This is a genomic window from Haloarcula sp. H-GB5, from assembly GCF_054850705.1.
The window spans coordinates 1,428,935-1,441,885 of the sequence record NZ_JBTWBG010000002.1; the positions used below are offsets into that span (position 1 = coordinate 1,428,935).

At 63.1% G+C, this 12,951-nt stretch carries 14 protein-coding genes; 8 read left to right on the top strand and 6 right to left on the bottom strand.

Annotated elements, in window-relative coordinates:
• The first annotated feature begins 45 nt into the window (after positions 1-45).
• Complete coding sequence (locus ACYJ11_RS15270) at positions 46-2,199, top strand: thioredoxin domain-containing protein (RefSeq protein ID WP_461648381.1); 2,154 nt, start codon at positions 46-48, stop codon at positions 2,197-2,199.
• Between the two features lie 2 nt (positions 2,200-2,201).
• Here the strand turns inward: ACYJ11_RS15270 and ACYJ11_RS15275 are convergent, their stop codons facing one another.
• From ACYJ11_RS15275 to ACYJ11_RS15285, 3 genes are all read right to left on the bottom strand, one after another.
• Complete coding sequence (locus tag ACYJ11_RS15275; protein WP_461648382.1) at positions 2,202-2,591, bottom strand: thioredoxin family protein; 390 nt, start codon at positions 2,589-2,591, stop codon at positions 2,202-2,204.
• Between the two features lie 108 nt (positions 2,592-2,699).
• Positions 2,700-4,859, bottom strand: a complete 2,160-nt coding sequence (locus ACYJ11_RS15280) for a beta-glucosidase (protein WP_461648383.1) — start codon at positions 4,857-4,859, stop codon at positions 2,700-2,702.
• 41 nt (positions 4,860-4,900) lie between these two features.
• Positions 4,901-6,646 carry a histidine kinase N-terminal 7TM domain-containing protein gene (locus tag ACYJ11_RS15285; protein WP_461648384.1) on the bottom strand — a complete coding sequence of 582 codons (1,746 nt, stop codon included), beginning with the start codon at positions 6,644-6,646 and terminating at the stop codon, positions 4,901-4,903.
• Positions 6,647-6,673: 27 nt separating this feature from the next.
• Between ACYJ11_RS15285 and ACYJ11_RS15290 the strand changes: the two genes are divergently transcribed.
• Together ACYJ11_RS15290 and ACYJ11_RS15295 are read left to right on the top strand one after the other, a co-directional pair.
• The gene (locus ACYJ11_RS15290; protein WP_188850945.1) at positions 6,674-6,997 is read left to right on the top strand and encodes a DUF5827 family protein; all 324 of its coding nucleotides are present in this window, start codon (positions 6,674-6,676) and stop codon (positions 6,995-6,997) included.
• On the top strand, positions 6,994-7,818 hold the full coding sequence (locus tag ACYJ11_RS15295) for an ATPase (RefSeq protein ID WP_461648385.1): 825 nt from the start codon (positions 6,994-6,996) through the stop codon (positions 7,816-7,818). The genes ACYJ11_RS15290 and ACYJ11_RS15295 overlap by 4 nt, the downstream gene beginning before the upstream one ends.
• A 21-nt stretch (positions 7,819-7,839) precedes the next feature.
• Here the strand turns inward: ACYJ11_RS15295 and ACYJ11_RS15300 are convergent, their stop codons facing one another.
• Positions 7,840-8,415, bottom strand: a complete 576-nt coding sequence (locus tag ACYJ11_RS15300) for an MBL fold metallo-hydrolase (protein WP_461648386.1) — start codon at positions 8,413-8,415, stop codon at positions 7,840-7,842.
• A gap of 122 nt (positions 8,416-8,537) precedes the next feature.
• On the opposite strand from ACYJ11_RS15300, the gene ACYJ11_RS15305 reads away from it, so the two are divergent.
• From ACYJ11_RS15305 to ACYJ11_RS15325, 5 genes are all read left to right on the top strand, one after another.
• Positions 8,538-9,122: a response regulator transcription factor gene (locus tag ACYJ11_RS15305; RefSeq protein WP_005534123.1), complete on the top strand. Its 585-nt coding sequence runs from the start codon at positions 8,538-8,540 to the stop codon at positions 9,120-9,122.
• 10 nt (positions 9,123-9,132) lie between these two features.
• A complete protein-coding gene (locus ACYJ11_RS15310; RefSeq protein WP_461648387.1) occupies positions 9,133-9,792 on the top strand; it encodes an RAD55 family ATPase in 660 nt (219 codons plus the stop codon).
• 82 nt (positions 9,793-9,874) lie between these two features.
• The gene (gene thyX, locus ACYJ11_RS15315) at positions 9,875-10,618 is read left to right on the top strand and encodes an FAD-dependent thymidylate synthase (protein ID WP_188980120.1); all 744 of its coding nucleotides are present in this window, start codon (positions 9,875-9,877) and stop codon (positions 10,616-10,618) included.
• A 198-nt stretch (positions 10,619-10,816) separates the two neighbouring features.
• Positions 10,817-10,990 carry a DUF7556 family protein gene (locus ACYJ11_RS15320; protein WP_154021034.1) on the top strand — a complete coding sequence of 58 codons (174 nt, stop codon included), beginning with the start codon at positions 10,817-10,819 and terminating at the stop codon, positions 10,988-10,990.
• Between the two features lie 133 nt (positions 10,991-11,123).
• Positions 11,124-11,528: a translation initiation factor IF-2 subunit beta gene (locus tag ACYJ11_RS15325; protein WP_461648388.1), complete on the top strand. Its 405-nt coding sequence runs from the start codon at positions 11,124-11,126 to the stop codon at positions 11,526-11,528.
• Here ACYJ11_RS15325 and ACYJ11_RS15330 read toward each other — a convergent pair whose 3' ends face one another.
• Together ACYJ11_RS15330 and ACYJ11_RS15335 are read right to left on the bottom strand one after the other, a co-directional pair.
• Complete coding sequence (locus ACYJ11_RS15330) at positions 11,529-11,708, bottom strand: DUF7836 family putative zinc-binding protein (protein WP_004515550.1); 180 nt, start codon at positions 11,706-11,708, stop codon at positions 11,529-11,531. It lies immediately after the preceding gene.
• Between the two features lie 73 nt (positions 11,709-11,781).
• The gene (locus ACYJ11_RS15335) at positions 11,782-12,750 is read right to left on the bottom strand and encodes a transcription initiation factor IIB (protein WP_004592494.1); all 969 of its coding nucleotides are present in this window, start codon (positions 12,748-12,750) and stop codon (positions 11,782-11,784) included.
• Between the last annotated feature and the right edge of the window lie 201 nt (positions 12,751-12,951).

Genomic DNA, 12,951 nt, shown 5'->3' on the forward strand with positions numbered 1-12,951 from the left:
GCCGGCGTCGCGTTCCTTTTCACCGCGGCGCTCCCAGCCACGGGTATGAGCGACGCCACGGACCCGACGGCCCGAAACCGACTCGACGAGGCGGAGAGCCCATATCTTCGCCAGCACGCGGACAATCCGGTCAACTGGCAGCCCTGGGACGAGACGGCCCTAGAGGCCGCCAAGGAACGGGACGTGCCCATCTTCCTCTCGATCGGCTACGCGGCATGTCACTGGTGCCACGTCATGGAGGAGGAGAGCTTCGAGGACGAGGCCATCGCCGAACAACTGAACGAGAACTTCGTCCCGATAAAGGTCGACCGCGAGGAGCGCCCGGACCTCGATTCGGTGTACATGAGCATCTGTCAGCAGGTGACCGGCGGCGGTGGCTGGCCGCTGTCAGCCTGGCTCACGCCGGAGGGGGAGCCGTTCTACGTCGGGACGTACTTCCCGCCGGAGGAGAAGCGCGGGCAGCCGGGCTTCGGTGACCTGCTCCAGCGCCTCTCGGACTCGTGGTCGGACCCCGAACAGCGCGAGGAGATGGAGAACCGCGCCCGGCAGTGGACCGAGGCTATCGAGAGCGACCTCGAAGCGACGCCGGCTGATCCTGAGGACCCCGCCGAAGATATCATCCAGACCGCCGGGACGATTGCCCACCGCGGCGCGGACCGGCAGGATGGCGGCTGGGGCTCCGGCGGCCCGAAGTTCCCCCAGAACGGGCGACTGCACGCATTGTTGCGGGCATATGCTGACGGCGGGCAGGAAGACTACCTGAACGTCGTCGAGGAGACGCTGGACGTGATGGCCGACCGGGGGCTGTACGACCACGTCGGCGGCGGCTTCCACCGCTACGCGACGGACCAGCAGTGGGCCGTTCCGCACTTCGAGAAAATGCTGTACGACAACGCCGAGATTCCCCGTGCCTTCCTCGCCGGTTACCAGGCCATCGGCTCGGAACGCTACGCGTCGGTCGTCCGGGAGACCTTCGAGTTCGTTCAGCGCGAGATGCAACATCCAGAAGGAGGTTTCTTCAGCACACTGGACGCGGAAAGTGCGCCAATCGATGAGCCTGAGGGCGAGACGGAAGAGGGACTGTTCTACGTCTGGACGCCCGAGCAAGTCCACGAGGCTGTCGACGCCGAGACGGACGCCGACATCTTCTGTGACTACTTCGGCGTCACGGAGCGGGGCAACTTCGAGGGCGCGACCGTACTCGCCGTCCGAAAGCCGGTATCTGTGCTGGCCGAAGAGTACGACCAAACTGAGGACGAAATCACGGCGAGCCTCCAGCGGGCGCTAAACGAGACCTTCGAGGCCAGAGAGAGCAGACCGCGACCGGCCCGCGACGAGAAGGTGCTGGCCGGCTGGAACGGCCTGATGATTCGGGCGCTGGCCGAAGGGGCCATCGTGCTGGACGACCAGTATGCAGACGTGGCAGCCGACGCCCTCTCGTTCGTCCGGGAGCACCTGTGGGACGAGGATCAAAACCGGCTCAACCGCCGGTACAAGGACGGCGACGTGGCTATCGACGGCTACCTGGAGGACTACGCGTTCCTCGGCCGCGGCGCGCTGACGCTGTTCGAGGCGACCGGCGACGTGGAGCACCTCGCGTTCGCGATGGACCTCGGCCAGGCCATCACGGAGGCGTTCTGGGACGACGACCAGGGCACGCTCTTCTTTACCCCGACCGGCGGTGAATCGCTGGTCGCACGGCCGCAGGAACTGACCGACCAGTCGACACCGTCGAGTACGGGCGTCGCTGTCGACCTCCTGCTGTCGCTATCCCATTTCAGCGACGACGACCGCTTCGAGAGCGTGGCCGAGCAGGCCATCCGAACGCACGCCGACCGCGTCTCCTCGAACCCGCTCCAACACGCCTCGCTCACGCTGGCGACGGACACCTACGAGCAGGGTGCGCTGGAACTCACGCTGGTCGGAGACCAGTCGGACTACCCAACCGAGTGGACGGAGACCCTCGCCGGGCGGTACGTTCCGCGGCGTCTGCTGGCCCACCGACCGGCCGAGGAAGGCCGCTTCGAGCAGTGGCTCGACACGCTGGGACTGAAGGAGTCGCCGCCGATCTGGGCTGGTCGCACGCAGGTCGACGACCGACCGACGGTGTACGCCTGCCGGAACTTCGCCTGCTCGCCGCCGAAACACGACCTCAAGACGGCGTTAGACTGGGGCGAGACGACTAACGATACGGAATAAGATTACGCCATTGCGGCTTCGATCTTGTCGGCGAGATACACCGCGATAGGGACCGGCTCTTCTTCGACGAAGCGAGCGATCTCCTCGCCGTCGTGTTCGACGACAACCGTCGGGATGAGTTCGATGTCGTACGCATCGACTTCCGGTCCGGTCTTCGAGCCGTCGTCTTCCTTCTCGACGGGGTAGTGGTGAATCTGGGCGTCCGGAACGCCGGCGGCTTTCAGGGCCGCCCCGAAGTCGGGGAGCTGCGCCCGGCAGTCCTTACACCAGTCGCCGCCCCAGATCTTGTACTCGAACTCGTCAGCATAGCGTGTGAGAACGTCGACGGTGTCGGAATAGGCGTCTTCGACCCACACCGGATTCGGCTCCATGGTTTCGAGCGTCTGACTCATAACTGGCTATATGTATTCGGGGGGCTTGAAATCCCCGGCCGCGAATTTCCCGCTTCAGACGGTTTTCAGCGGATACGTCGGGATTTCAGTCGCAGGAGAGCTGACGCGCTAGCGATCGACTGGGAGTGTCGTCCGAATGTCTCGCGACGACCGGCCGATTTCGACGGTGTAGGTTCCAGTATCGACCGTCCATCCGGAATCTGGGTCGTACCGTGAGAACGCCAGATCGTCCAGCGTCAGTTTCACAGTCTGCCGCTCGCCGGCGGCTAACTGTACCGCCTCGAACCCAGCGAGTTCCCGCTGTGGGCGGTCGACGCCGTCCACGGGCGGCGGTCGGACGTAGGCCTGAACGACTTCTCGGCCCGACCTGTCAGCGACGTTCTCGACTGGAACTGCGACCGTCCGCTCGCCTGTGTGTTCGGCTTCGCCGTATTCGAACGTCGCATACGAGTGACCGTGGCCGAACGGATAGGTCGGGTCCGCGTCTTCGTCGTCGAAGTGTCGGTAGCCGACGAACACGCCCTCGTCGTAGTGGACTTCATCGTCAACGCTGGGGTAGCGGCGCTCGACTCCTGCAGTCGGGTACTCGCGTTCGGGGGCGAAGGTGACCGGGAGCCGGCCGCTCGGGTCGCGGTCGCCGTAGAGGACAGCGGCCGCCGCGTCGCCGTCCGCCTGCCCGGGGTACCACTGTTCGAGGACCGCGGCCACGTCCTCGCGCCACGGCAGTTCGACGGGGCCGCCGGAGCGGACGACGACCACGGTGTTCTCGTTGGCTGCGGCGACGGCCGAGACGAGTTCGTCTTGCCGGCCCGGCAGTGCAAGCGTGTCCCGGTCCCGCGCTTCAGTCGTCGCGTCGCGTACGAACACGACGGGGACATCGGCTGCCTCGGCCGCGTCGACAGCGTCGTCGAGCGACGGCTCCCGTCGGGTGGTGTCCTCGGCCGAACCGTCGGCCTCGTCGTCCTCGCCGACGAACGGCAGAAGGTCGAACAGCGAAACGGACTCTATCTGCGGGACGCCGAACGCTGTCGTGACTGCGCCCTCGGCACGGGATTCAATTCCCTCGACTGGTGTGACTGAGTGGACCGGTGTCGTTTCGGAAGAGCCGCCGCCACCAAGTTTCGGCTCGTCGACGTTCGGGCCGATGACGGCCACGTCCGCCCCGTCAGCCAGCGGCAGGACGCCATCGTTGTCCAGCAGCACGGTCCCGCGGGCCGCCACGTCCGCGGCGATATCTCTGTGTCGCTGGCTGTCGATTTCGCCCGCATCGTCATCGGTTTCACCGCCTTCGGCGGTGCTCCGGCTGCTGTCCAGCCGTCCGAATCGGGCCATCTGACCGAGAATTCGCCGGACCATGTCGTCAAGGCGTTCAGCCGGGACCTCGCCGCTGTCGAGGGCTTCGGCCAGCGGGTCGCCGAACAGGCCCGCGTGGGTCGCGTCCGGGATGCCGTCGGGCCACTCGAACTCCTCGGTATCATCCGCAGTGCTGCTGTCGGTGGCTTCCGCTGCGCCGGGGGCCGCCACCCCGGGCATCTCTACGTCCATGCCCGCGTTCGCCGCGCCGACGGTACTCTCCAGCCCATACCAGTCCGAAACGACGTAGCCGTCGAATTCCCACTCACCTTTGAGCACGTCGCCGACGAGGCGCTCGTGGTCACTCATGTGCGTTCCGTTCACGCGGTTGTACGCCGTCATCACCGACCCGACGCCAGCGTCGACGGCCGCGCGGAACGGCGGGAGATACAGCTCACGGAGCGTCCGCTCGTCCACTTCGGCGCTGACGGTCGTGCGATGTGTCTCCTGATTGTTGGCGACGAAGTGTTTCACCGTGGCGACGACATCGGCGGACTGAATGCCGTCGACGAGGCCGGCCCCGACAGCGCCGGCGTGGACCGGGTCCTCGGAAAGATACTCGAAGTTGCGACCACACTGCGGGACCCGAATGATGTTCACGCCAGGTGCGAGCAGCGCGTCCTGTCCGAGCGCCGTCGCTTCGCGGCCCATCGCCGCGCCCTGTCGACGGGCCAGGTCGGTGTCGAACGTCGCAGCGGTCGCGATCGATGCCGGAAAAGCAGTCGCACGCTGTCCCTCTGCTCGGATGCCAAGCGGCCCATCGACGAGCCGAAATGGCGGAATCCCGGCCTCTTCCACGCCCGGCAGGTACCCCGTCGCTGTGCCCTCCGGGTCAGTTGCGCCGCGGACGAGCGCGAGTTTCTGTGTGCGGGACAGCCGAGCGAGCAAGGCACCAGTGTGATCGTCGTCAGCCATATCGCAGTTCACAGCCGAGCGGGCCTTATACTGTTGGCTGCTTACGACGAGACCTCAGACAGCCGTGTCGGCCTTGTTTCGAGCCCCGAGATGACGAGTTTCGCGCCGCCGAACCGACTCTCCGTCATCTCGACGTCCCACCCGTGGGACCCGACGACATGCTGGACGATGGCCAGTCCGAGGCCGGTTCCCGACTCGGAACTGGTGACGCCGTGCGTGAATATCTCCTCCCGTTCCCCGGGCGGCACACCGGGGCCGTCGTCACCGATTGTGAACCCGTCGGGGGTGGCATCGACGCGTATCGTCACCCCTGCGTCCTCCCGACCCACATTGTCGTCGGGCTCCGTTCGACTACGCCCGTCGTCGGCCCCTTGTCGGCCGCTTTTGCTACCGTGTTCGACACTGTTCCGGAACACGTTCTCGAACAGCTGCAGGAGCTGGTCGCGGTCGCCAGTGATCTCCCTGTCGCCGTCGATTTGCAGCGTCGCATCGCCGGTGTCGACGTGGCCCCAGGCAGCCTTCGCCAGCGCCGAGAGCTGTAGCTCGACTCGGTCGGTCGACTTCTCGTCGCGGGCGAATGCCAGCACCTCGTCGATGAGGCTGCTCATCCGTTCGTGGGCTTCCTCGACGCGGTCGAACTCCTCGGGGTCGTTGCGTTCCCGAGCCAGCGCCAGTCGGCCCGAAGCCACGTTCAACGGGTTCCGAAGGTCGTGGGAGAGGACAGCGGCGAACTGGTCGAGCTGCTGGTTCCGACGTTCGAGTTCTCGCTCCCGCTGCTTCTGCTCAGTGATCTCATGAACGAGAAAGACGCGCCCGACCAGCGCGTCACGGGAGTCGTACAGCGGTGTGAGCTGGACATCGAAAAACCGGTCGCGCTGCTCGATGACGGCCTGCGTTTCCTCGGCGTCGTCGTTCAAACCGCGGTACTTTTCAAGGAGGTCGGGCGACGGTTCGAGCGCGGCCTCGACGGATTGACCGACGAGAGCCTGGTCTTCGAGTAGCTGACGGCCGGCGTCGTTGGCCTCGATGATTGTATCGTTCGTGTCGACGACGAACACAGCGCTGTTGAGCGACTCGACGACCTCCCGGTGGGCGACCGGCGAGATGTCCAGCAGTCGTCCCCTGAAGAACGCCCACGTGAGAATGATCCCGGTTCCCGCCAGCAACAGCGGTGTGAGTTCGATGCCGGTGTCGCCGAAGATGCTGAGAACGCTCCCGAACCACGGGAAGGCGATGGCCAGCAGAACGGCGTACACCTGCTTCCGATACAGATGGCCGGAGACGAGTGCGTAGTGGATAATGAGCGCACTCGACACGGCAATGAGTGCGTAGGAGTACACCAGATGTCCCCAGAAGACAGGCCCGACGGTAATCTCCCAGCCGTACATAGCGGCGTCTGTGGGACCAGAAATCCGGTATATCAACCCATCGGGGCCGCCAAACAGTGCCGCAAAGAAGACGAGGGGTTCGACAGACAGTAACGCGACGGTCCGCCAGCCGAGATAGCGGTTGTGGTCGGTGTAGGCCAGCGCGAACACGAACAGGCCGGCCATCGCGGGCATCACGCCGACGAACACGCCGTACGCGAAGAACAGAGCCAACTCAGTCCCGCGCGTCAAAACACCAACCGCAGCACAGAGGTCCCATATCGAGAGCCCGGCAAGCAGAACAGAGAGCGCGGTCCCGCCGGGAGAGTCACGCCGGCTCCACGCATACACCGACAGCGTCCCGAGGACGACGGCCACGACAAGCAGAAAAAAGGCGTACGCAACGAGCAGCGTGGCCATTACTGAACAATCTGGCCCAGCGAGTAAATGGGTTCCGGCCAGTTCGAGGGATTTACCCACTCGCTCGGCATACCAGCGGGTATGCCTGTCGACAAGCAGGAGTTCGACGAGATACTGTCGTTCGAGCTCCACGAACCCGCAGATATTCTCGATGCCGACAAACTGTACACCATCCCAGAAATCGCCCGCCTCCTGCAGGGTCTCCCGGCGGATGCGGAACTCAACGAGGCCAACGAGTCGGTGTTCATCGACTGGGCGATCCCGTGGATGATCTTCAATCAGGACGACCTCGTGATCGCCGACCCGCAGGACGACGACGTCGTCGGACTGTACGGCCTCGCCGAGTCATGAAGCTCCTCGTCGCCGGCAGTGACCGGGTCGACGCGGGCAAGACCACGTTCAGCGTCGGCCTGCTCGAACGGACCAGCGCCCAGGGGTTCAAGCCCAGAGCGGGCAACAACTACTGGTTCGACCACGACGACTACCAGCGAGCAACGAACGAGGGGCGACTGTACGGCAAGGACGCAAAGCGCCTCGCGGCTGCGTCACCGAGCGATGTCACCCCGGAGGAGATCAATCCGATTCACCGCCTCTGGCATCCCTCACCGGGAGCCGAGACGGGCCTGCTCGGCAAGGAAAACCAGCAGTTCGTCGTCGATCGGGTCGGCCGCCCGAGTTCCGAGACGGGCGTCGAGTACGTCGTCAACGGGACCGTCGACTTGCCGGAGTCCGCTTCCGAACGACTCCCGCTTGCCAACGCCCCACGAGTGACCTCGATCGCCGACTTCAACGACCTGATGCGGGTGATGCACGTCGAAGCGCTGGACTCGCTCGCAGCAGATATCGAAGCGGCGGACCGGGCGGTCGTCGAATCCTACGGCGACGTGGCCCGGCCGCTGTCGGGCATCGAACCGGACGCCGTCGCCGTCGTCGAACCGGGCCGAGCACGCATCTACGACGGCGACCGGTACGCCAAGGCCTGTCAGATCGCCACCGGCGGCCCCGGCGACGGCCAACTGGAGGAGCGGGTGCCGAACGTCGTCGACCTTATCGAACAGGTCGCCGCGGTACGCCTGCCCGCACTCGACAGCGAACAACGCAGTGACCCGGCGGCTGTCGCCAATGCGTACGACCACGCCTACGATGCGCTACTGGCCTGTGCGTTCGACTGAAAACTGTGCGCTGAGCCGGCCTCAGAACTTCGCGGCTTGCAGCGCCAGTTCGATGTCCTGATACGGCGCGTCGGTGACGCTCGGTCCGTGGCCGGTGTGCATCTCCTGTAGGTCCTCGTCGACAACCGACAGTACCCGCTCGATGCTGTCGACGAGCAGGTCCCGATTCCCTTCGTCGAGGTCGGTCCGGCCGAAGCTCCCGTTGGCAAACACAAGATCACCAGCGAACAGGATGCCGGCGTCGTCCGAGTAGAAGCAGAGATGGTCGTTCTTGTGGCCGGGCGTGTGCAGCGCCCGGTAGTCGTGGTCGCCAAGCTGTATCGTCTCGTCGTCGGCGATAGCGTGCTCGATTCCGTCCTGGTCCGTGTCGTAGCCGTACACCGGGACGTCGAATGCGTCGACGACGCTGTCGAGGTTCTCGACGTGGTCGTAGTGGGTGTGGGTGACGGCGACAGCGTCGATATCGTCGACGTGTTCTTCGACAGCCGACACCACATCGAACTCGTTACCGACGTCCACCAGCACGGTTCGCTCCCCGGTGACGAGGAACACGTTGCTCGTGAAGGCCTGTTGCCCACGGGCGAGATTTCGAATCATTACCCGCCTATTGACCGTCGTCCCGGATGTGGGTATCGTTCTGTCACCGCCCGAGACGCGCTGCACGCCCGCACCCACAGGGCTATGTACGTGGATATGCAAACGGGGGATAGTAGAACATTATGTCAGATTCGGACCTACCTGTGGTGCTTATCGTCGAAGACGAACCAGATGTTGCCGAGACGTACAAACTGTGGCTGCAACAGGAGTACGAGGTCCGCATGGCACAGAACGGCGACGAGGGCCTGGAGCAACTGGACGCGGATGTCGACGTCGTGCTGCTCGACCGGATGATGCCCGGACTCTCCGGGGATGAAGTGCTTGAGCGCATTCGCGAGCGTGACCTTGGCTGCCGGGTGGCGATGGTCACCGCCGTCGAGCCGGACTTCGATATTCTGGAGATGGGCTTTGATGCATACCTCTCGAAGCCGATCCGGAGCGAACAGCTCCACGAGACGGTCGACAATCTGCTCGACCGCTCCGAGTACGACTCCCTGCTGCAGGAGTACTACGCACTCGTCGAGAAGCAGGCGACGCTCGAAGCGACGAAGTCGAGCGCGGAACTGGCGGAGAGCGACCAGTACGACGAACTAACCCAGAGAGTCGTGGAGATGCGAGACGACCTCTCGGAGACACTCGGTGGCATCGAAGACGACTCCGATTTCATCGCAACGCTTCGCGGACTGAGCGACGATGAAGACAACTGAGCGACAAACAATGTATGATCTCACCTCAGTAATAGAGTTCGATGCGCTCAGTGAGGTCCGGCCAGGATCTAGTATCCTGATCTCCGGCCCAGCAATGAGCGGGAAGGAACGACTCGCATACGATATTCTCGCCGATGGGTTGGACAAGGGTGACGGCGCAGTGGTCGTGACGACCGGTGACGGCGCGGGCAGCGTCGTCGAGGAGTTCCGATCGCTCGTGCCAGACCTCGACGGCTCCCAGCTCGGTGTCATCGACTGTCGCGGCGAGGGTGGCACGGACGAGGAGGCCATCGGCAACGCCCACGCCCACCACGTCTCTTCGCCCGGTGATCTCACCGGCATCGGTATCGGCATCACGAAGGCGCTGGAGGGGCTGCACAACGCCGGCAACGAACAGGGCCGGCTAGCCCTCGTCTCGCTGTCGACGATGCTGACATACACGGACAAGAAGACCGTCTTCAAGTTCTGTCACGTGCTGTCCTCGCGGCTGGACTCCGCGGGCTACATTGGCGTATTCACTATCGACTCAGGAGCCCACGACGACCAGACCCTGCAGGTCATCAAGCAGGCGTTCGACGGGATGATCGACGTGCGCGACGCGGAGGGCGGCGGCCGAGAGGCCCGCGTACTCGGCCTGGCCGGCGAGCCGACCGACTGGCAGGACATCTGAGTCCGGAGCCATCCACAGGTGGTCCGAACGCCCTGTCGGTCCGGGAAGGAAGTATTTTGCCGCTCCGGTTCACCCACCCGATATGGACGTAAAGCTGCTCGAAGCGACAGACGACCCCGAGGATCTCATCTGCAAGGCAGCACGCAACGACTACAGCGACACCTCCGTCGGCAGCCAGTCGTTCGAAGCGACGATGGCTGAAGTCGACGGCGACACCCTCGACGATAAAAAGGAAACGCTCATCGGGCATCTGCTCGACCACGGCCACTTCGGCCCCTTCGAACACGCGCAGGCCACCTTCGCCGTGGAAGGCGTCTCCCGCTCCTGTATGGCCCAGATCACCCGTCATCGACACGTCTCCTTCGACGTACAGTCGATGCGGTACGTCTCCTTCGACGACATAGACCCAGAGGCCGTCCGTGAGGGTGAATTGGTCGTGACCCCGCCGTCCGCGACGGACCCGGACTGGATCGGCCGGAATCAGCAGAAAGCGAGCGTCTCCGACGAGGAGTTCGAGAAGCGCACAGAGATATTCAAGGATACCATCGAGCAGGCGGTCGAATCGTACCAAGAACTGCTTGAGCTGGGAATGCCGCCGGAAGACGCCCGGTTCGTACTGCCGATCGGCACCAAGGTGAACATCGTGATGTCGATGAACGCCCGGATGTTGATGCACGTCGCGGATATGCGAGCCGCGGCGGACGCACAGTGGGAGATTCGGGAGATGACAGAGGAGATGCTCGACCTGGCGGCCGACTGGTGTCCGAAGACCTTCGATTACTACGAACGGGAGATGAAGGGACGCAAGAACCGCCTCGCACCCTGACACTTCCGGAGCTTCTCGTGGTGATTTAGAACGGCTGTCTCCGACTGTGAGTACCGTCGATTGTCGAATCGGCCTTGATACTCACAACGGCAATAGCAATACTCAAGACGTTTTGTTGCGTAAGCGGTCGGATTTCGGAGTATCAAAAGACGAAACGAGTACGACACATTCATTACCGCACATCCTAGATGAACAATTGTGTCTTACGAGGTTGAACGTCCCACCCGTCGGTCGGGCACTGCGTCTGATGTGATGTGTGCTGTCGACGATGTCGACGGCCAGCAGCGGTTCGTCATCGCCGATATTGCCCACGATGACACCTGGATTTCGATGGTAGCGGACGAGACCTGTACACTTACAGCCTGGCGATAACGGCAGCTACCGGCTGATACGGATTGTTGTAGATTATTTCCGGATAGTGCCCTCTCGAGGTCGACACAGACCGGTAAATCGCTCCAACAATCCGTATGAAAAGTTTTTGTTGACCGCTCTGTGACGTATGAGTATGGAATACGACGATATGCTCGACCGGGCGATGGAGGAGACGCCCGAGATCGACGGCACAAGCGAGCGGTTCGAGGTTCCCGATCCAGATGTCCGACAGGAGGGGAACGTCACCGTCTACGAGAACTTCCAGTCGACGTGTTCCCGACTCGGACGCGAGGACGACCACGTGATGAAGTTCCTGCAGAACGACCTCGGGACGAGCGGCCACATCGACGAAAGCGGACGGGCACGACTGACCGGTGAATTCGATGCCAACCGTATCGAGGCGTCCATCGACGACTACGTCGACGAGTTCGTGCTCTGCTCGGAGTGTGGACTGCCCGACACGCAACTGGAGCGGGAACAGGGTGCGCTGTTGCTCCGCTGTGAGGCGTGTGGCGCACGCTCGGCGACGAGCGAGTAGTTACTGCAGTCCTTTCAGCGTCTGCAAGTCGTTTTCCGTGCGGGTGAAAACAGCGAGCCGATGGCTCGCGTGACAGTTCGGGCAGTGGAACGTCGTGTCGTGTCGCGGCAAATCTGTCGGCGTCGATTCCCAGTCTTTCTTACACTCAGGACAGAGCAATCGCACGTACGCTTCCTCCATGTATGTTACTCACACACATAGCCAATGATAAAAAGCCTTGTCGTCTCCCCATTAGTCTGCCTTCACTCGAGCGTCAGGCCGGAAGATCTTCGGCTTCGAGGAGCTCCTTGTATCGGTTTCGGATAGTTACTTCAGAGATGTCAGCGACGTCGCTGACCTGGCTCTGTGTGACCTTCTCGTTGGTCAGCAACGCGGCGGCGTAGACGGCCGCAGCGGCGATACCGACCGGTGATTTACCGGAGAGCATCCCCGACTGACGAGCACCTTCGACGAGGTCGCGGGCCTGTCGCTGGGTCTCCTCGCTGAGTCCGAGGTCGGAGATGAACCGCGGGAGGTAGTGTTCCGGGTCCGCCGGCTGGACTTCGAGGCTGAGTTCTCGGACGATGTAGCGGTAGGTCCGCGTGAGTTCCATCTTTTCGACGCGGGAGACGCGGGCCATCTCGTCCAACGACCGGGGATTCCCGGCCATACGGGCGGCCGCGTAGAGCGCGGACGTGGCGACGCCCTCGATGGAGCGACCCGGGAGCAGGTCGTCACCGAGCGCACGGCGATAGATGACGCTGGATGTCTCGCGGACGTTCTGGGGAAGCCCCAGCGCAGAGGCCATCCGGTCGATTTCGCCGAGTGCCTGCTTGAGGTTGCGTTCCTTGGAGTCACGGGTCCGGAACCGTTCGTTCCAGGTCCGGAGCCGCTGCATCTTCTGGCGCTGCTCACTGGAGAGGGAGCGCCCATAGGCGTCCTTGTTCTGCCAACCGATGTTAGTCGAGAGGCCCTTGTCGTGCATCATGTTCGTCGTCGGCGCGCCGACGCGGGACTTGCGATCCTTCTCTGCGGAGTTGAACGCCCGCCACTCCGGCCCGTGGTCGATCTCGTCCTCCTCGACGACCAGCCCACAGTCTTCACAGACTGTTTCGCCGTGTTCAGTGTCCGTAACGACATTCCCACTACATTCGGGGCAGGTCTCTACGGCCTCCTGTTCTGTCGATTCGGTGATTTGCTCGTCTCGTTCTCGTGTGCTTGTCCGCGTTGTTGATTCACTCATGATTGGGAGTCCTGTTCTGCCGGGTGCAGAAATTTTAAGACTGATTGGGGGTTTGTCTTACCCTATAGTTAGTCCGTAAAGTATATAAATCTTTCGCCGATTTTCGGCATAAACCGCAGTATGACGGCGTGATAGGGTATAGCATGGCTCGTGTAGAGATATATAACCTTGGCGGTGACCGCCAACTCCTGAACTTGACGC